At 73.6% G+C, this 18,378-nt stretch carries 16 protein-coding genes; 9 read left to right on the top strand and 7 right to left on the bottom strand.

The window, feature by feature from the left end:
- Positions 1-47: 47 nt before the first annotated feature.
- On the top strand, positions 48-674 hold the full coding sequence (locus AB0B55_RS18785) for a DUF4232 domain-containing protein (RefSeq protein ID WP_357172461.1): 627 nt from the start codon (positions 48-50) through the stop codon (positions 672-674).
- On the opposite strand, the gene AB0B55_RS18790 is transcribed toward AB0B55_RS18785, so the two are convergent.
- Together AB0B55_RS18790 and AB0B55_RS18795 are read right to left on the bottom strand one after the other, a co-directional pair.
- Complete coding sequence (locus AB0B55_RS18790; protein ID WP_355050919.1) at positions 664-1,530, bottom strand: ABC transporter permease subunit; 867 nt, start codon at positions 1,528-1,530, stop codon at positions 664-666. The genes AB0B55_RS18785 and AB0B55_RS18790 overlap by 11 nt on opposite strands.
- Positions 1,530-4,394, bottom strand: coding sequence for an alpha/beta fold hydrolase (locus AB0B55_RS18795; protein WP_357172466.1), 2,865 nt, complete (start codon positions 4,392-4,394; stop codon positions 1,530-1,532). The genes AB0B55_RS18790 and AB0B55_RS18795 overlap by 1 nt, the downstream gene beginning before the upstream one ends.
- 374 nt (positions 4,395-4,768) lie before the next feature.
- On the opposite strand from AB0B55_RS18795, the gene AB0B55_RS18800 reads away from it, so the two are divergent.
- The 8 genes from AB0B55_RS18800 (at position 4,769) to AB0B55_RS18835 (ending at position 14,114) form a co-directional block, all read left to right on the top strand.
- The gene (locus AB0B55_RS18800) at positions 4,769-5,941 is read left to right on the top strand and encodes a hypothetical protein (RefSeq protein ID WP_357128876.1); all 1,173 of its coding nucleotides are present in this window, start codon (positions 4,769-4,771) and stop codon (positions 5,939-5,941) included.
- Complete coding sequence (locus AB0B55_RS18805) at positions 5,928-8,618, top strand: nitrate- and nitrite sensing domain-containing protein (protein WP_357172468.1); 2,691 nt, start codon at positions 5,928-5,930, stop codon at positions 8,616-8,618. Before AB0B55_RS18800 ends, AB0B55_RS18805 begins: the two co-directional genes overlap by 14 nt.
- Positions 8,615-9,088 (top strand): roadblock/LC7 domain-containing protein, encoded by a 474-nt coding sequence (locus AB0B55_RS18810; protein WP_355050923.1) that lies wholly within the window; start codon positions 8,615-8,617, stop codon positions 9,086-9,088. The genes AB0B55_RS18805 and AB0B55_RS18810 overlap by 4 nt, the downstream gene beginning before the upstream one ends.
- On the top strand, positions 9,085-9,573 hold the full coding sequence (locus tag AB0B55_RS18815; protein ID WP_357128870.1) for a DUF742 domain-containing protein: 489 nt from the start codon (positions 9,085-9,087) through the stop codon (positions 9,571-9,573). Before AB0B55_RS18810 ends, AB0B55_RS18815 begins: the two co-directional genes overlap by 4 nt.
- Positions 9,551-10,306 carry an ATP/GTP-binding protein gene (locus AB0B55_RS18820; protein ID WP_357128867.1) on the top strand — a complete coding sequence of 252 codons (756 nt, stop codon included), beginning with the start codon at positions 9,551-9,553 and terminating at the stop codon, positions 10,304-10,306. The genes AB0B55_RS18815 and AB0B55_RS18820 overlap by 23 nt, the downstream gene beginning before the upstream one ends.
- Before the next feature lie 38 nt (positions 10,307-10,344).
- The gene (locus tag AB0B55_RS18825; RefSeq protein ID WP_357128864.1) at positions 10,345-10,854 is read left to right on the top strand and encodes a hypothetical protein; all 510 of its coding nucleotides are present in this window, start codon (positions 10,345-10,347) and stop codon (positions 10,852-10,854) included.
- Between the two features lie 36 nt (positions 10,855-10,890).
- On the top strand, positions 10,891-13,089 hold the full coding sequence (locus AB0B55_RS18830; RefSeq protein WP_357128861.1) for an AAA family ATPase: 2,199 nt from the start codon (positions 10,891-10,893) through the stop codon (positions 13,087-13,089).
- A gap of 128 nt (positions 13,090-13,217) precedes the next feature.
- Complete coding sequence (locus AB0B55_RS18835) at positions 13,218-14,114, top strand: superoxide dismutase (protein ID WP_357128858.1); 897 nt, start codon at positions 13,218-13,220, stop codon at positions 14,112-14,114.
- Positions 14,115-14,163: 49 nt separating this feature from the next.
- On the opposite strand, the gene AB0B55_RS18840 is transcribed toward AB0B55_RS18835, so the two are convergent.
- The 5 genes from AB0B55_RS18840 to AB0B55_RS18860 all read right to left on the bottom strand — a co-directional run bounded on the left by AB0B55_RS18840 (position 14,164) and on the right by AB0B55_RS18860 (position 18,351).
- Positions 14,164-14,673: a GNAT family N-acetyltransferase gene (locus tag AB0B55_RS18840; protein ID WP_357172471.1), complete on the bottom strand. Its 510-nt coding sequence runs from the start codon at positions 14,671-14,673 to the stop codon at positions 14,164-14,166.
- A gap of 126 nt (positions 14,674-14,799) precedes the next feature.
- A complete protein-coding gene (locus AB0B55_RS18845) occupies positions 14,800-15,630 on the bottom strand; it encodes a hypothetical protein (protein ID WP_357172474.1) in 831 nt (276 codons plus the stop codon).
- 161 nt (positions 15,631-15,791) lie between these two features.
- Positions 15,792-16,214 (bottom strand): DUF3263 domain-containing protein, encoded by a 423-nt coding sequence (locus AB0B55_RS18850; protein WP_357172476.1) that lies wholly within the window; start codon positions 16,212-16,214, stop codon positions 15,792-15,794.
- A gap of 113 nt (positions 16,215-16,327) precedes the next feature.
- Positions 16,328-17,344: an ABC transporter permease subunit gene (locus AB0B55_RS18855; protein ID WP_357172479.1), complete on the bottom strand. Its 1,017-nt coding sequence runs from the start codon at positions 17,342-17,344 to the stop codon at positions 16,328-16,330.
- Positions 17,341-18,351 carry an ATP-binding cassette domain-containing protein gene (locus tag AB0B55_RS18860; protein ID WP_357128843.1) on the bottom strand — a complete coding sequence of 337 codons (1,011 nt, stop codon included), beginning with the start codon at positions 18,349-18,351 and terminating at the stop codon, positions 17,341-17,343. Before AB0B55_RS18860 ends, AB0B55_RS18855 begins: the two co-directional genes overlap by 4 nt.
- Positions 18,352-18,378 lie beyond the last annotated feature (27 nt).

The raw sequence follows: 18,378 nt of genomic DNA on the forward strand, positions 1-18,378 counted from the left end.
CGATCTAGCGCGAACGACGACCGCCCGGGCAGCGGCCGGGGGCGTCGGTGCGCGAGGATCAGGAGATGATCTTCCGCAACGCCTGGGGGCGACGAATCGGCGCGGGGGCCGCTCTGCTGGTCACGCTCAGCGCCTGCGTGCCGCGCGATCACGCCGGGCAGGGCGGCGACCCCACCGGTCCCCCGCCCAAGGCCACCTCCACGACGAGTCCGACCCCGTCGGCGAGTGTCGCCCCGGTGGCCGAGTGCCCGGCATCCGGTGTCCGGATCCGCTCGACCGGCGGGGACGCCGCGATGGGGCTGCGCGCCCTCGGCCTGGAGCTGGTCAACTGCGGTGACCGCCCGTACCGGCTCAACGGGTACCCGACGGTGTGGGTCCTCGACGAGCAGCGCAAGCCGATCATCCTGGCGGTGCAGAACGGGGCGAAGGACATCACGTCCGGCTACGACCAGCCACCCCGCGAGATCACCCTGGCACCCGGCGAACGGGCCATCGCCAGCGTCCTCTGGCGCAACCTGGTCACCGACTCGACGGTGGTCGCCACCGACGGGGCGTACCTGACGGTGGCGCCCGCCGCCGGTCAGCCGGCCGAGGAGGTCGACCCGGACGGCCCGGTCGACGTGGGCAACACCGGGCGGATCGGCGTCAGCGCCTGGCGGACGCCTACGACGTGATGTCCTTGCGGGTGAAGCGCCAGAACGCCAACCCCCAGAACAGCGTCGCGTAGCTGATCGCCGAGATGGTGCCGCGTACCACGTCGTCGGTCTGCACCGGTGTGGAGAGCAACCCCAGCCAGGCGGTGCTGAAGTGGGTGGGCAGAAAGTCCCGCAGCCCGCCCAGGGCGGTGATCTGGTCCAGGATGCTGGACAGGATCCACAGCAGGACCGCTCCGCCGACCGCGCCCAGCGCGGCGTCCGTCGTCACCGACAGCAGGAACGCCAGGCCGGCCACCACCAGGAGTACGACCGCCAGGTAGCCGAGTACGGCCAGCAACCGGAGCAGCCCCTCCCCCGGCTCCAGCTCGGCGGCCACCGTGCTGCGCAGCGGCGACCAGCCGTAGCGCAGGGTCCCCGCGAGCAGGGCGGTGCCGGCCAACAACACCAGGGCCAGACCCGAGTACGCGAGCGCGACCACCAGCTTCACCGTCAGCAGCCGGGCCCGGGGTACCGGGATCGCCAGCAGGTAGCGCAGGCTCCCCCAGCTCGCCTCGCTGGCCACCGTGTCGCCGCAGAACAGCGCGACGACCACCACCAGCAGGAACGACGCCGACACGAAGATCGAGAAGAGGGTGAAGTTGAGCCCGCCGGAGGTGGCCAGGTCGACAAGGCTGGCGAACTCGTTGTTGCCGTTGTCGTCGTCGCCGCCGGAGTTGAACTGGAAGGCGATCAGGATGATCAGCGGCAGCAGCACCATGAACCCGAGCGCAAGCTGGGTCCGCCGCCGGGACGCCTGCCGGCGGAACTCCGCCGCGAAGGGCAGGGTGGCCGACGGCCGGTAGCCCCGGGCCTCACCCGCGTCGACAACAGCCATCACCGGTCACCGCTTCCCCGAGAGTTCTCGCCCACCAGGGCGAGGAACGCGTCTTCCAGGCGTCGCCGGGGCACCACCCGGTCCACCCCGATGCCGGCGCGCACCAGCTCGGCCACCACCTCGCTGCGGGCCGTGCCGTTGGTGTCCACCACCAACTGCCCGTCGCTCTCCGGCAACACCCGTACGCCGTGCAGCCGGTCCAGCACGGCCCGCGCCGCCTCCGGATCGGTGACGTCGAACAGCACGCTCGGCGACTCGCCCACGATCTCCTGGACCGGCCCGGAGGCCACGATCCGGCCCTTGTTGACCACCACCGCGTGCGTGCAGGTCTGCTCCACCTCGGCCAGCAGGTGACTGGAGACCAGCACCGCCCGCCCGTCGGTGGCGTACCGCTGCAGGACCCGGCGCATCTCGGCGATCTGCGGCGGGTCGAGCCCGTCGGTCGGCTCGTCCAGCACCAACAGCTCCGGTAGGCCCAGCATGGCCTGGGCGATGGCGAGCCGCTGGCGCATGCCGTGGCTGTAGTTCTTGATCTTCCGGTGCACCGAGTCGCCCAGCCCGGCGATCTCCAACGCCTCGTCGAAGTGCGCGTCCTCGGCCGGTCGCCCGGTGGCCCGCCAGTACGCCCGCAGGTTCGCCAGGCCGGAGAGGTGCGGCAGGAATCCCGGCCCCTCCACCAGCGCCCCGATGCGGGACAGCACCGGCGAGCCGGGCACCAGCCGACGACCGAACACGTAGATCTCCCCGGCGGTCGGCTGGGTCAGCCCCATCAGCACCCGCAGGGTGGTGGTCTTGCCCGCGCCGTTGGGCCCCAGCAGGCCCACCACCTGACCCGGGTGCACCTCGAAGTCCACGTTCGACACCGCCACGAACCCGTCCGCGTACTCCTTGCGCAGCGCGCGCACGGCCAGCGGCGTGTCCGCGTACTCCGGATGCACCGAGCGGTCCTGGCGGCGATGCCGGCGGCGGACGACGGCGACGACCACGACGAGCCCGATCACGATGGCGGCGAGCAGGCCGGCGAGCACCCAGCGCCAGACGGTCGCCGCGGTGGGGATCGGCTCGCCGTCGACCGTGGGCAGGCTGACCGCGCCGTCCGCGGCAACCGTGTAGACGGTGGGCGCGGCGGGGGTGGTGTACGCCTGGTCGGAGCTGGCGACCACCAGGCGCAGCCGGTGCCCCGCCTCGATCCGGCGGACGATCCCGGGCAGCGTCACGGTGACCGGGCGGGCGTCCTGCACCCGCTGCGGCAGGCCGGTGAGGCGGATCGGCGCGACCAGGCCGTTCGGCAGGGTCGCCGCGCCGTCCTTGTCGACGTCGTAGAGCTTGACGAAGAGCACCGCTTCGCCGGTGGGCGAGGCGGCCCGCACGGTCACGGTGGGCGCGCCGGCCACGTCGACCGCCTCGGTGAGCGGCGTCGACTCGAAACGCGCGTGCTGGCCGGGCACGTCGCCGGCCACCCCGTCGAGCAGCGAGGCGAGGCCGCCAGCGAACGGAATCGAGGAGATGGCGGCCGGGTTGCCGTTCGGCGGGTTCGCGATCGGCTGCGCCGGACCGGCGACCGCCACCTCCCGGCGGGCGTTGCCGGCCAGGCCGGGGTAGTCGGCGCGGCGGAAGCCGGTGGCGACCAGACCCCGGTCGAGCGCGTCGAACCCGGCGATCCGGGACCAGGTGAAGTCGTCGCCGGGCGCGTCGCCGTCGCCCTTGACGTAGTGGTCGAGCCACTGGATGGTCAGGAACTTCACCCGGTCGGAGTCCGAGCGCGGTCCACTGCCGCCGTCGTGCCCACCGGTGAACCAGGCGACCCGCACCGGGGTGCCGGCGGCGGCGATCCCCCGGGCGTTCGCGTCCGCCTCGCCGAGCGGAAAGAGCGTGTCCGCCTCGCCCTGCACCAGCAGGGTGGGCGCCTTGATCCGGTCCAGCACACCGGCCGGGCTGGACCGGCGCAGCAGGTCGACGGCCGCCTGGTCGGCCCGGCCCGCGGTGGCGATCCGCAGGTACGCGGCGCACACGTCGGCCGCGAACCGCCCGCAGGACGGGTCGGCGGCACCGGCCGGTAGGCCACCGGACGCGGTTCCGGGACCCGCGCCCGGCCCCGGGCTCGGTGGACCGGCGGACGCCGGCGCTCCTTCGGGCTGGGCGGCGGTCGTACCGGCGAGCCCGGCCGGGCCGCTGCCCACGTTGCCGCCGCCGCCGAAGAAGAGGCCGGCCCAGCCCTTCTTGAACACGCCCTCGGTCGGCGCCCCGCCGGTGCTCTCCGGCAGGAAGGCGCGGGACAGGTCGTTCCAGGTGATCATGGGGACGATCGCGTCCACCCGGCGGTCCTGGGCGGCCAGCAGCAGCGCCAGGCCGCCGCCGTACGAGCCGCCGACCACGCCGACCTTCGGGTCGCCGGGGGCGTCGGTCCGCACCTCGGGCCGGGCGGCCAGCCAGTCCAGCAGCCGCTGGGCGTCGCGCACCTCGTAGTCCGGGTTGTCCAGGTGGATCTCGCCGCCGCTGCGGCCGAAGCCCCGCGCGGTCCAGGTGAGCACCGCGTAGCCGCGTCCGGCGAACTCTTCGGCGTCCGAGCGCACCGACTCCTTCGTGCCGCCGAAGCCGTGCGCCAGCAGGACCGCGGGGACCTTCCGGCCGGACGACGCGCCGGACGGGAGGTACAGGGTGGTGTCCAGGTCCACGGGGGCGTCGCCGGACGGTCCGGAGCGGACGGTGAGCATCGCGCTCTGCGTGCGGACGTCCGATCCCTGCGGCCACACCGCCCAGGTCACGGCGGCAGCCAGCAGCACGACGACCGCCGCTGCGGCGATCGTGCGGCGGCGGGTGGGCAGGGCACGCCGGAACCACGCGGCCGGCGACGGCGATCTCATGCGGCACACGGTACGGCGCGCAGCCTGAGCATTGGCTGAGATCCGCCGTACGTCCGTCCGGTTGCCCCGATCGGTGAACCGGTCTGGTGCGACCGAGCATCAGGCGTGGCGGGCCAGTGAGTTGACTTCGGATCCTGTGAATTCCGATCTTTCGCGGATATCACCCTCGATGCCTTCATGTCACACCAACGAACCGGACAGAGCGTGCCCGGAACCCTGACGAACGGTGACATCGCTCGAACTGACGCAAACCTGACTCGTCGCAACCGGCCAGCTCGCCTGGGGTTCGATTAGTTTTCCGGTCCGGTGGACGGGACTTGTCGGCGAACCCGACACCGCGCCGATCCCCCGCCCGACGCCGGAGGAGACACCCCATGACAGTCCCCGCGCCGCGGGCCCGTCGACGAACGTCCATGCTCGGCCGTTCGCTGCCGTTGCTGCTCATCGTCGCGCTGCTCGCGCCGGTCGGCACGCTCTTCGCGTCCACCTGGCGACACACCGGCGACGATCGGAGCCTGGCCGACCGGGAACGACTCGGCGTGGAGTACCTCCGCGCGCTGGCCCCGGTCACCGAGACACTGGTGGAGGCCCAGACCACCGCCGTCGCCGGCCGTCCCGTCCCCGGCGAGCCCCTGACCCGTGCCGTCGAGCAGGCCGCCGCGGTGGACGCCCGCATCGGCGGAGAACTGCGCACGCAGGAACGGTGGGCCGGGCTACGCGCCAAACTGGAGGCGCTGCGCGACCGCAGCCCCGCCGACCCGGACGCCGCCTACACCGCGTACGGCGAGGTCACCGACCTGCTGCTCGCCCTGCACCGCAAGGTCCGGGAGAGCTCGGGGCTGGGCCGTGACCCGGGCGCCGACTCCTTCTTCCTGCAGGACAGCGCCGGCCAGAAGCTGCCCGAGGCGGTGGTGGGCGCCGGCCGGCTCGCCGACCTGGGTGTGCTCGCCGCTCGACGACCGGCCGCCGAACGACCCCGGAGCCTGATGGAGATGACCGGCCTGCGGGTGGCCGCCCTGGCGCCCGCGACCGACGCGGTCGACAACCTGCGCTCCGCCGTGGACAACTCGGAGAGCACCGACCTGGGCGCCAACGTGCTGACCCCGCTCGACGCCTACCAGCGGTCGGTGGAGGCGATGGCCCTGTACTCGACGCCCAGCGCCTCCGGAACGGTGGACCAGGGCCAACTGGCCGCCACCGCGCTCAACTCGCGCAACGCCGCCCGGCAACTTCAGCCCGTCATCCTCGGCGAGCTGGACACCCTGCTCACCGAACGGATCGACGGGTTGGCCCGGGACCGGTGGCTGGCCGCCGGGGCGGCCGGGGTGGCCGCGCTGGTGCTGATCTGGCTCGCCGTACTACTGATCGCCGCCGACCGGCGGACACGCCGGCGGGCCGCCGCACCGGACGCCACGACCCCGGCCACCGCGACGACCGGCGACCCCTGGCAACCACCGGCCGCGACCGACCTCCGACCGCTGCAACCGGTGGGCGCGGCCCACGAGCCGGTCGCCGAACAGTGGGGGCCGTTCGATGCTGCTCGCTAGGCTCCGGATCCGCGGGAAGCTCGCGCTGCTCGTGGTAATTCCCCTGCTGAGCATGGTCGGCCTCGCGGTGCCCGTGGTGCTCGACCGGGTGGCCGCCGCCCAACGCGCCGCCGACATCACCGACCAGGTACGGCTCGCCAGCCGGGTCGGCAGCCTCGTCCAGGACCTCCAGCAGGAGCGCATCCTGTCGATCGGCTTCCTCCTCGGCCGGGTCGAACGCTCCGAGGTGATCCGCAAGGCGGCCGACGTGGACGACCGGGTGGCCGACCTGCGGGCCGACGGCGGAGACGCGCTGACCGAGCAGGTCGACCACGCGCTCAACGGGATTTCCCGGCTGGGCGACCTGCGCAGGGCGGTACTGGCCCGGAGCGCGAACCCCGGCCAGGTGATGGACGCCTTCGGCCCGGTCAACCGGGAGTTGATCGGATCGCTCCGGCTGGTCTTCAGTGTGGACACCGAGACGTTGCCCGGCCGCCAGGTGCTCGCCCTGGACGGGCTGCTCCGCGCCGACGAGGGCATCGGCGCCTGCGCCACGCTGAGCATCCTCGTCAAGGCGATCGGCACTCCGGACACCACCGCCGGCTACGTGGCGTGCATCGCGGCCCTCCAGGTCGACAACGCGCGCTTCCGCAGCCTGATCACGCCCGAGCAGCTCAAGGTGGCCCAGCTCAACGACGCCGCCGTGGCCGCGCGTACCAGCCCCGACTTCCTGATCACCAGCGCCCGGGACCCGGCCGGGGCGGTCCGCGACGTGCCGATGGAGGCGCTGTTCCCCGCCGTCCGCACGATGATCCGGCTCGGTCAGTTCGTCGAGAAGAAGATCGTCGCCGACGTTCTCGCCGAGGTGAAGGCCGACCAGCGGCGCGCGCTCACCGCCGCCTACCTGGTGGCCGGCGCGGCGGCGCTGATCCTGGCGCTGGTGGTGCTGCTCAGCGCGGCGGTGGCGCGTACGGTGGCCCGACCGCTGACCCAGCTCACCCGCTCCGCCGACCGGGTCGCCCGGGTCGCGGAGGCGGAGCTGGTCCGGGTCACCGACGACGAGGCGGAGAGCGCCCAGTCGGTCCGGTTGCAGCCGGTGGTCATCTCCTCCAGCGACGAGATCGGTGACCTGGCCCGGGCGTTCGACCGGGTGCAGAACACCGCCGCCCAGTTGGTCGAGCGGCAGATCGCCGGCCGGCGCAACGTGGCGCAGATGTTCGGACACGTCGGACGGCGTACCCAGAACCTGGTGAGCCGGCAGCTCGCGCTGATCGACCGGCTGGAGCAGCAGGAGGCCGACGCGGGCCGGTTGGAGCACCTGTACCGGCTCGACCACATCTCCAGCCGGCTGCGCCGCAACGCCGGCAGCCTCGTGGTGCTCTCCGGCTCGGCGGGCGCCGACGCGCACACCGCGCCGGTTCCGCTGGCCGACGTGGTCCGGTTGGCGCTCGGCGAGATCGAGGACTACACCCGCGTCGACGTGCAGGTGCCGGCGGGTGTCGCCGCCGCGCCGGCCGTCATCGGCGACCTCGTCCTGGCACTGGCCGAGCTGATGGAGAACGCGACGGTCTTCTCCCCGCCGCACACCCGGGTCGTGGTGACCGGCGAGACCTCCGGTCCGGGCGCCCGGATCACCGTGGTGGACCACGGCATCGGCATGAGCGAGCAACGGCTCGCCGAGGAGAACGCCCGGCTCACCCGGCGGGAACGTCTCGACCTCGCGCCGACCGAGGTGCTCGGCCTCTTCGTGGTGGGCCGGCTGGCTCGCCGCCACGGCTGGGAGGTGCGTCTCGCCGCCACCGTCGGCGGCGGCGTGACCGCCCAGGTGGAGATTCCCCAGGCGTCACTGGTGCTGCGCCGCGCCGACCGGGCCGGGGCGACGGTCGCGCGGGCCGCCGTACCGGACCGGGGACGACGGCTGGCTCTCGACCCCGCCCGGGGCGCTCGTGCCCGGGGGGCCGCTGCCGCGCCGGCCACCGCCGCACCGGCCGTCGCCGCGCCGGCCGCCGCCGCTGGGCCAGCGTCCGGCTTCGACACGGACCTGCTCAGCCGGGCCACCCGCAGCCTGGAGTCCGGCGAGTCCTGGGACGCCTTCGGCGCTCGGGAGTCGGCGGACGCCGCCGCGACCGCCCGTACGACACCGCAACCCGCCGCCGTCGCGCAGAGCGCCACCACGGCGGGAACGTCCGCCGGCCCCCGGATCCGGCAGCGGGTGCCCGGCGCGAGCCTCTCCGCGGCCGCCGCACCCAGCCGGCCGGTCGACGCCACCAGCGCCGACCCGGACGCCGCCCGCGCGCTGGTCGAGGCGTTCCAGTCCGGCGTACGCCGGGCCGAGTCGAGCGCCCCGCCCGCCGATGGTCCCGGCGGGAACTGGTCAATGCGGACGGTCACCGACCCGCCGACCAGCGCGGGGCCCACGGCGGCGGATTCCGGCGCTACCGTCGACCTGCCCACCACCCCGGGCGGCTTCGGCCCGACCGTGGCGGACACCGGCGGCACCAACCGGGGCCGTCCCCGGCTGAGTCGGCGCGTGCCCGGCGCGAACCTGACGGTCTCACCGCCCAACCCACCAGCCAGCCCGCAGCTCGGCGACCCGGCCGAGGTGCGCAGCCTCATCACCGATTTCGAGGCGGGCGTCGCCCGCGCTCTCCGCGAAGTCAGCCCAGATCGTCGGAACGAAGAAGGATCATCACGGTGACCAGCCCCTTCCTGCACGACAACGTCGACCAGACCCAGCCGGCCGCCGCCGGGGACCTCAGCCCCGAGGCCCGCACGTTCAACTGGCTGCTGGACTCCTTCACCTCCAGCACCGCCGGGGTGTTGGAGGCGATCGCGGTCTCCTCGGACGGGCTGCTGATGGCCATGTCGGCCATCAAGGACCGCTCCAACGCCGAGCGTCTGGCCGCCGTGGTCTCCGGCATGACCAGCCTCGCCGGGGGCGCGGCCAGTTGGTACGCGCTCGGCGGCCTCAACCGGGTGATCGTCGACATGGCCGACGGATACCTGTTGATCAGCGCTATCAGCAGCGGTTCCGTGTTGGGTGTCGTCGCCGACCGCTCGGCGAACCTGGGCACCGTCGCGTACGAGATGACGCTCTTCGCCGGCCGGGCCGGCGGCGCGCTCACCCCGCGCCTGATCGCCGAGCTGAAGAACGCCGTTCAGCAGTGACTCCCGACGTCGCCGGCGAGGATCCGGACCCGGAGCCCGGGGCACGGATCCGCCCCTACCTGCGCACGCCGCACCCGGGTGGGGGCGGCGCGTCGGCGGCGCCGGAGCCGGCGCCGGGGCCGGCTCCGGACGACAGTGGCCCGGCCGGTCTGCGGCCGTTCGTGCTCACCGCCGGGCGGGTGGCCGGCGCCGATCCGGCGATCGGACTCGAGACGCAGGTGACCCGCTCCGACGTCGCCCGCTGGACGGGCACGCCGGTCAGCCTGCTGGCGCCGGAGCTTCAGGCGATCATCGCGCTCTGCGCCGAACCCATCTCGGTAGCCGAGATCTCCGCCCGGGCCCGGCTGCAGTTCGGCGTGACCCGGGTGCTGGTGGGCGACCTGCGGGCCGCCGGGCACCTGGACGTGCACGTCACCGACGCCAACGACGCCTACGACCCCGACCTCATCCTGCGAGTGATTGATGGACTTCGTGCGATCTCCTGAATGGCCGGTCGTCCCGATCGGGGGTCTCGCCGGCAACAGCGCCACCGCCCGCTACGGCGCGGCCTCCGGCACTCCTCCGGCGTCCGGACGGGCCAGCGCGCCACCGCCGACCGGGCCGCCACCTCCGTACCGGCCGCCGGCCGACACGGGACCGACCAGCCGTCCGTCGGCCGCGCCACCCGTACCGGTCAAGATCCTCGTCGCCGGTGGGTTCGGGGTGGGCAAGACCACCACGGTCGGCGCGATCTCCGAGATCGCGCCGCTGACCACCGAGGCCGAGATGACCAGCGCCGGCATCGGCGTGGACGACCCGGGCGTACGGTCGAACAAGACCACGACCACGGTGGCGATGGACTTCGGTTGTGTGACCATCGACCGCAGCCTCAAGCTCTACCTGTTCGGCACCCCGGGGCAGTCCCGCTTCGGCTTCATGTGGGAAGACCTCGCCCGGGGCGCGCTCGGCGCGCTGGTGGTCGTCGACAGCGCCCGACTGGACGACTGCTTCCCGGCGATCGACTTCTTCGAGCGGGCCGGTCTGCCGTTCGTGGTGGGGGTCAACGCGTTCGACGGGCGACTGGCCCTGGAACTCGGCGAGATCCGCTGGGCGCTGGCCATCGGCGACCATGTACCCCTGGTGCAGTTCGACGCCCGGGACCGACTCTCCGTGCGGGACGCCCTGCTGGTCGTCCTGGACCGCGCGTTGGACCGGGCCACCCGGGACAGGAAGGCCTGAGCCGACCGGCTCCGGCCGTGGCGGGAAGGGGTGATCTGGTGAGGGGCGACCTGGACGAGACGCTGGCCCGGCTGGCCCGGCGCGAGGAGGCGCTGCGCCGGCGGGCCGACGACCGTGACGGCACCACGCCACCACCGGGCCCGACCGCCGCGCCGGGCGTCACCGCGCCGGCCCGCAACGCCGGGCCAGCCCGGCACGCGGAACGGCACGACCCCGCCGACGACGCCGGGTGGGGGCCGGTCGAGGAGGTGACCGAGGCGGTACGCCAGGTCGTCGGCGCGTACCCCGGGCTGGCGGTGACCGTCCGGGTGGAGCACGACGGTCGGACGTACCCGCTGCGGATCTCCTGGGACGGCCCGGACGTGACGGTCGGCCCGGAGCCGCCGGCGGCCCCGGTGGAACCCCCGCCGTCCTGGCCGCTCTCCGGGCGGACGGTCCCGTCGTGGGCGTCCGGCCCGGACGGGTTGACGCCGGACCCGGCGGCCCGCCTGGCCGAGTTGATCCGAAGCGACCCGTCGCTGCTGGACGAGTTGGATCCGCGGCGCTGAACGGCGTGACCGGCTGACGGGTACTACGGTCGGGCGGTGGCCCCACCCGACCTGACCCTGACGGCGAGCCTTCGACCGGCCGCGCTGGACGCCCGACGGGGCATCGTGCGGCTGCACCCGGAGGCGCTGACCGCGCTGGGTCTGCGACCGGGCTCGCCGGTGCGGCTGACGGGTCGCCGGGAGACCGCCGGGATCGTGGCGGCGGCCGGGGCGGGCGCGAGCAGCGCCCTGCTCTACGCCGACGACCTCACGCTCGGCAACCTGGGCGTACGGGACGGCGCGTCGGTGCGCGTCTCGCCGCTGCCGCTGACCCCGGCGGCCCGGGTCACCCTGGCCGGGCCGGTGGAGGTGATCGCGGCGGTCAGCCCGGAGATGCTCCGGCTCGCCCTGCTCGGCAAGGTGGTCACGGCCGGCGACGACGTGTCGCTGCTGCCGCAGGACGTGCTGCCGGACGCGTCGACGCGCGGTCTCGTCGAGGCGGCCCGGCGCAGCCTCGCCACCAGCGTCGGCTTCGCCTGGACGAGCACCCTGCTCACCGTGGTCACCGTCGAGGAGTCCGCCGGGTCGCTGGTCACCATGGACACGGTGGTCGCCTGGGAACACGGTCCGGCCACCCTCGGCGCGCCACCACCGGCCGGGCGGCCGGGGACGGTCGACGCCGTCGACGAGACGGACGCGCCCGACGTGGACGAGCTGCCGGGGTTGCGCGCCCAGGCGGACGAGTTGACCGAACTCCTCGACCTCGGCTTCCACCACCGGGAGGTGCTGGGCCGGCTGGGCACCACCATCTCGCTGGGCGTGCTGCTCTCCGGACCGGCCGGCTCCGGGAAGTCGGCGCTGGTCCGGGCGGTCGCGGCCCGGGTGGGTGCCCGCGTACACCCGCTGTGGGCGCCCGAGGTGGTCGCGCTGGCCGACCAGGCCGCCGCCGACCGGCTGCGCGCCGCCGCGACGGCGGCCCGTACCGCCGGGCCCGCGGTGCTGCTGATCACCGACGTCGAGGCGGTGGCCCCGCCGGAGGAGCCCGGTCCGCTGGCCACGGTGTTCCGGCAGGTGCTCGCGGAGGTCGTCCGGGCGGGGGTCGCCGTGGTCTGCACCACCAGCCGACCGGAGGCCGTCGACGTGGCGCTGCGCGCCCCGGACCTGCTGTCGCTGCGGATCAGCGTGCCGCTGCCCGACGCGCCCCTGCGCCGCGAACAGCTCACCGTGCTGACCCGGCAGGTCCCGCTCGCCGACGACGTGCGGCTGGACGAGGTGGCCGGCCGTACCCCCGGGTTCGTCGCGGCGGACCTGGCCGCGCTGGTCCGGGAGGCCGGGGTACGCGCGGCGCTGCGGCAGAAGTCCGCGTCGACGCCCACGGTGTCGATGGCCGACTTCACCGCCGCCCTGGAGGTGGTCCGGCCGACGACGATGGCCGCGTCGACGTTGGAGTTGGCGTCGGTGACGCTTGACGACGTCGGCGGACTGGACGAGGTCAAGCAGACGTTGACCGAGTCGGTGCTGTGGCCGTTGACCTACCCGGACACCTTCGCCCGCCTCGGCGTGCAGCCACCGCGCGGCGTGCTGCTCTACGGACCGCCCGGTTGCGGCAAGACGTACCTGGTCACCGCGCTCGCCGGGTCGGGCCGGGCGAACGTGCTCTCGGTCAAGGGCGCGGAACTGCTCTCCAAGTGGGTGGGCGAGAGCGAACGCGCCGTACGCGAGCTGTTCCGCCGGGCCCGGGAGGCCGCGCCGACGCTGATCTTCCTGGACGAGGTCGACGCGTTGGCCCCGGTACGCGGGCAGGCCACCGACGGCGGCACCACGGATCGGGTGGTCGCGGCGCTGCTCACCGAACTGGACGGGGTGGAGGCGCTGCGCAACGTGGTGGTCGTCGGCGCCACGAACCGGCCGGACCTGGTCGACCCGGCGCTGCTGCGGCCCGGCCGGCTGGGGCGGCTCGTCTACGTGCCACCACCGGACGGTGCGGCCCGCGCGGAGATCCTGCGGGCCGCGTCCCGGAACGTGCCGCTGGCATCCGACGTCGACCTGGCCGCCCTCGGCGCGGACCTGGGCGGCTTCTCGGCCGCGGACTGCGCCGCCGTGATCCGGGAGGCGGCACTCGCCGCGATGCGGGAGTCGCTGGCCGCCGCCACGGTCACCGCCGCGCACGTCGCTACCGCCCGCGACCGCGTCCGCCCGTCGCTGGACCCGGCCCAGGTCGCCTGGCTGGCCGCGTACGCCGCCGAGCGGGACTGAGCATCGCTCCAACCTTCTGGGGTACGCGGAGCGTTACCAGGGCAGCACATTCCTCAGTGGAGAAATCCACTCGACGACTGGCGGTGACCCTCTTGCGCAGGCTGCTCTCTCTTATCGTCGTCCCGCTGATGGCGGCGACAACCCTCGCCACGGTCGGTCCGGGCGCGAACGCCCAACCGAGGACGTCGTTCCCGTCCCGGATCGCCCTGCCCGACGGCTACTCCCCCGAAGGGCTGACGATCGGCCGGGGCACCACCGTCTACGTGGGCTCGGTCGGCAACGGGGCCGTCTGGCGGGGCGACCTCCGTACCGGACACGGTTCGGTGTTCATCGCGGGCGCTCCGGGGCGGGAGAAGGCCGGTCTCAAGCTCGACCCGCAGGGCCGGCTGTGGACCGCCGACTTCTCCGCCGGCACGGCGAGCGTCTACGACGGTGCGACCGGCGGGCAACTGGCCAACTACCGGTTCACCGACGAGCCGGGCAGCATCGTCAACGACCTCGTGGTCACCCGGCACGCCGTCTACTTCACCGACTCGGCCCGGCCGGTGCTGTACGTCGTACCGCTGCTTGCGGGTGGTCGGCTGCCCGCCGCCACCGCCGCCCGGGTACTGCCGCTCACCGGCCCGGCCGCCACGCCAGACGCGTTCAACAACGGGATCGTGGCGCTTCCCGACGGGGACCTGCTGGTCGACCAGATGTTGACCGGTCGGCTGGTCCGCGTCGACGCGCGCACCGGCGCCAGCCGTGTCGTCGACCTCGGCGGCTACTCGGTGGACCGGGCGGACGGGCTGGTGCTGCGCGGTCGCACCCTCTACGTGATCCGGAACCTGAGCAACGTCGTCGCGGTCGTCGAGCTGAACGCCGCCGGCACCGCCGGGGTGGTCCGGCGGGAGATCACCAGCCCGGCGCTGCGGTCGCCGGCCACCGGCGACCTGCTCGGCTCGGCGCTCTACGTGGTCAACGGCCGGTTCGACGTCGAGCCCGGCCCGACCGTCGACTACGACGTCGTACGACTGCCCGCCTGATCGGACGGTCGGCGGTGGCCCCGGCGGGGTCGCCGCCGATCCGTTCCGCTCAGCGAGCCGGCGGCGTCGAATCCAGGCAGATTTCGGCGTGCACCTTTCCACCCTCTGAGCGCAGTTTCGCACCGCATTTCTCGAGGATGGCGAGCGCGCCGACATTGTCCGGCGTCGTCTCCGCGACGACCGCACGCATTCCGGCGCGGGCGGCGACGTTGAGCAACTCACGCAGGGCGGCCGCGCCGATGCCCTGGCCCCGCGCCGAGAGGCCGAGCCACATGCCGGTCTCCACCGTGCCCGGTTCATCACAGCGCGTCATCCGGATCATGCCCACCACCTCGCCGCCGACGAGGATCGCGTACATCTGCGAGCCGGTCGGGCCGTCCAGGCCGGCGAAGCTCGCCCGGTGGAACTCGCGGAAGGCCTCCCGGCGGGCGAGCGACCAGCCGGCGGGCGCCTCCACGGGAGGCATCACCTCACCCGGCTCGGCCTCGGCAGCCGCTACGGAGAGCAACGGCTCCAGATTCCGCTCGTCCACCGGCTCCAGCCGGACCGCACTCGCCACGTGCCGCAGTCTGCCGGCCCCATCGGCCGAAGTCCACCCCATTGGGCAGCGGATGGCGGTCCGGCCACGGGTACCGGCCGGTCGGGCGGTTCGCGTGTTTCTCCTCACGCTCCGTCGTTATTTGGCCTATGGCCCGAACTCGCAGAACACCACCGAGGCGTCGTCGGTGGGCTTGTGCCGGCGGAGCCGATCGGGATGATCGCGCTCGGCGTCCCGTACCCGGCCGAGCAGCGCGGCCGGGCCTTCGGCGCTCAGCAGGTCGAGCAGTCCCGCCCAGTCGGTCAGCCCGAACTGCTCGACCGCGCTGGACGCGCCGTCGCTGAGCAGCGCCGCCCGGCGCAGGGCCGCCGAACCGTGCCGGGGCAGCGTCCCGGTCACCGCGTGGAAGGCCGCGTCCGGGTCGGCCGCCGCGACCCAGTAGCCGTGCGTACGGTTCATCCGCTCCCGCTGGATGCTTACCGCGTGCCGGAAGCGCGTGACCGGGTCCGACGCGCCCGCCGGCACGGTGGCGAGGGTCTGCCGCAGCTCGGCCATCGCGCTGTCCAGCCGGTCGTCGGTCACCACGGTGACCTGGCCGTCCACGTCGAGCACCAGCGGACTGTCGCAGAGCACCAGGTAGTCGACCTGGTCGCCGCAGTCGCGCAGCAGGCAGACGGTGCTGGACGGGGTGCCCGGGTGGTCGAGGTCGCACTGCCCGCCGTGGTCGGCGCGGACGGCGAGGATGGCCGCGGCCAGGTTGCTGGTCAGGCGGGCCGCCGGGCGGGCCGCCTCGGCCACCGCGAGCCGGGCGGCCAGGTGTCGGACGTACCACTCCGGGCCGTGGACGCAGCCCGTGTCGAAGCCGTCCGGGACGGTGGCGCCGTCCAGGACACCGACCAGCGGACCGAACTGGAAGACCACGTCCTCGTTGACGGGCCGACCAGGGGCCGGCGCGGACGCGGAACGCACCCGCATCATCGACCGGGTCCTGTCGGGGACGTACCTCTCATAGCCCGCTCCCTCCGTTGACCCGCGCCACGGTGACGAGACCGGCGTCGCGTACCCGCGGGCCGACGCTCCATTCCTGCGCTGCCGGGTGTCGCGGCGGCTCCGTCGTCCCGCAGGTGCCGGCGACACCGTCAGCGGCGGCGGTTGCGGGCCCGCGACGAGCGCAGCCGGCGGAGCCGGCCGATCAGCACGGGATCGGCGGCGAGCGCCGCCGGATTGTCCAGGAGGCCGTTGAGCAGTTGGTAGTACCGGGTCGAGGAGACGCCGAAGGTGTCCCGCACGGCCTGTTCCTTGGCGCCGGCGTGCCGCCACCACTGCTGCTCGAAGGCGAGGATGGCCAGTTCGCGGGTGGTCAGGCCCGCCTGTGCGGGGACGGGCGGGGCAGGCGTCGCCTCGTCCGACGACGCGGTCCCGGCCGGCTCGCCCTCGTCGGTGCTCTCGACGGAAGGCGCGGCCCGGGGAGTCGGCACGCTCGGCGCGACGCCGCCGGCCGCCTCGGCCGGACGAGCGTCGGTGGACGGCTCGGGGGCGACCGGGGTGGCGTCGGCGGACATGACGTTCAGCCTAGTCAGCGACGGCCATGGTCGCAGTAGCCGGCGCGGCCGGCCCCGCACGTCGGGACACCCCGACGGTCGGAGCCGGCCACGTTACGCCGTTGACGTGTCGATCAGGAGATGTCGCGGCGCCGCATCGCCCAGATCGCCGCGCCGAGGATCACCACGAGCCCGACCGAGAAGATGGCGGAGGACTGCTGCCAGGTGATGTCCATCGTCTCCGGCTTGCACTCGCCGAAGTAGGTCGCGTTGCAGGACTGCCAGTTCTCCAGGGTGACGGTCTTCGTCATCCAGGCCAGCGCGTACGTGGGCAGCAGCCACGCCTCGGCGAACTTGACGCTCGCCATCGACAGCAGGATGCCGAGGCCGAACTGGCCGACAACCATCAGCGCCACGACACCGCCGAGGGCCATCGCGGTGTGCCGGCCCAGCGAGGCCAGCGCGAAGCCGATGGTGGTGATCACCAGCACCAGCGCCACACCGCGCAGCCCGGTCAGGGCGAACGACTGCCAGGCCCCCGAGGTCATCTTCTCGGTGCTGCCCCGGAAGCTGGCGACGGCCCAGAAGCCGGCGAACCACAGCACCGCGGCGGGCAGTGTCACCGCCAGGATGCCGGTGAGCAGCGCGGCCAGCTTGGTGAGCAGTACGGTGAGCCGCTTCGGCCGCCAGAGCAGCAGGTTCATCATGCCGCCGGTGCTCCACTCGGCTCCGACGAAGGACGCGCCGATCACGAACCCGACCAGGGCGAGGATCGCCGCGAACGGGACCAGTGTCTCGTCGAACGTCTTGCGGAAGTTGAACGTCGACGGCAGGAACCACTCCGCCTTGATCTCCTCGCGCGGCGGCGGAGTGATCATCGAACAGTCGTCGGGGTAGCGGCCGTCGCTCGAGGTGCCGGCCTTCTTGGCCTGCTCGCAGTTGACCCGCTCCTGCTCGCTCCAGCGGACCTGATCCTGGTACTGCTGGTCGGCCTGCCGCTCGGCCTTGGCGAGCTGGCCGGCGTCGATCTTCTGGTTGGTGAAGAAGACGCCGACCACCACGGCGGCCAGCACCAGCAGGCCGAGCAGCGTCATGTAGCGGGTGAAGCGCCGCTTGGCCAGCCGGCGCAGCTCCGTCCGATAGAGGCTCACGCGCCCCACCCTCCTCCGGTGGCGCCGGGCTGACCCGTCCCACCGACCTTCATGGACTCGTCGACCTGCCGGTGCTGGCCGGGGACCGGCGCGGTGGCGGTCAGTTCGAGGAAGACACTCTCCAGGTCGACCGCGATCGGGGCCAACTCGCTGACGTACAGGTTCTGCTCGGCTAGCAGCCGGGTCACCGACGCCGGCTTGTCGACGCCGGTCAGCATCAGGTGGTCCGGGTGCCCGGTGACCCGGATGCCGGCCCGGGTCAGGGCCTCGGTGGCCGTCGGCAGGTCACTGACCGCCTCCAGGCGTACCCGGACCGCGCCGGACGAGTGCTGGGCGAGCACCTCGTCGACCGGGCCGAAGGCGACCCGTCGACCGAGCGAGATGATGGTGACCGAGTCGCAGATGAGCTGGATCTCGCCGAGGATGTGGCTGGACAGCACCACGGTCATCCCGGACTCGGCGAGATTGCGCATCAGCGTGCGCATCTCGCGGATGCCGCCCGGGTCGAGGCCGTTGGCCGGCTCGTCGAGGATCAGCAGCCTCGGGTTCTTGAGTAGGGCGGACGCGACGGCGAGCCGCTGCTTCATGCCCAGCGAGTACGTCTTGACCCGCTCGCCGGACCGGTCGCGGAGCCCGACCAACTCCAGCACCTCGTCGACCCGCGTGGCGGGCACCTCGCCCGCCCCGGCCAGCAGGGACAGCGTGTCCCGTGCGGTGAAGTGCGGGAAGAACTGCGGGCTCTCGACGATCGCGCCGACCTGACCGGCGACGGTGGGCAGCGCGGCGGGCACCTCGTGCCCGAGCAGCGCCATCCGTCCGCCGTCGGGCCGGATCAGGCCGAGAAGCGTACGCAGCGTGGTGGTCTTGCCGGACCCGTTGGGACCCAGGAAGCCATGCACCTGCCCCGCGTCGACCTGCATGTCAAAGCCGTCGAGCGCGTTGCGGGTGCCGCGTCGACGACTCTTGTACGTCTTACGTAGACCTTCGATCTCCAGGACAGCTGGCAAGCTGCACCTCCCCCGATGGTGGGCGTG

The organism is Micromonospora sp. NPDC049107 (genome assembly GCF_040648595.1).
GTDB lineage: Bacteria > Actinomycetota > Actinomycetes > Mycobacteriales > Micromonosporaceae > Micromonospora.

Excerpts from the sequence above, each read along its gene's own strand:
- AB0B55_RS18790 (WP_355050919.1), bottom strand. The coding sequence starts at position 1,530 with ATGGCTGTTGTCGACGCGGGTGAGGCCCGGGGCTACCGGCCGTCGGCC.
- AB0B55_RS18795 (WP_357172466.1), bottom strand. The coding sequence starts at position 4,394 with ATGAGATCGCCGTCGCCGGCCGCGTGGTTCCGGCGTGCCCTGCCCACC.
- AB0B55_RS18800 (WP_357128876.1), top strand. The coding sequence starts at position 4,769 with ATGACAGTCCCCGCGCCGCGGGCCCGTCGACGAACGTCCATGCTCGGC.
- AB0B55_RS18805 (WP_357172468.1), top strand. The coding sequence starts at position 5,928 with ATGCTGCTCGCTAGGCTCCGGATCCGCGGGAAGCTCGCGCTGCTCGTG.
- AB0B55_RS18820 (WP_357128867.1), top strand. The coding sequence starts at position 9,551 with ATGGACTTCGTGCGATCTCCTGAATGGCCGGTCGTCCCGATCGGGGGT.
- AB0B55_RS18835 (WP_357128858.1), top strand. The coding sequence starts at position 13,218 with ATGGCGGCGACAACCCTCGCCACGGTCGGTCCGGGCGCGAACGCCCAA.
- AB0B55_RS18845 (WP_357172474.1), bottom strand. The coding sequence starts at position 15,630 with ATGATGCGGGTGCGTTCCGCGTCCGCGCCGGCCCCTGGTCGGCCCGTC.
- AB0B55_RS18850 (WP_357172476.1), bottom strand. The coding sequence starts at position 16,214 with ATGTCCGCCGACGCCACCCCGGTCGCCCCCGAGCCGTCCACCGACGCT.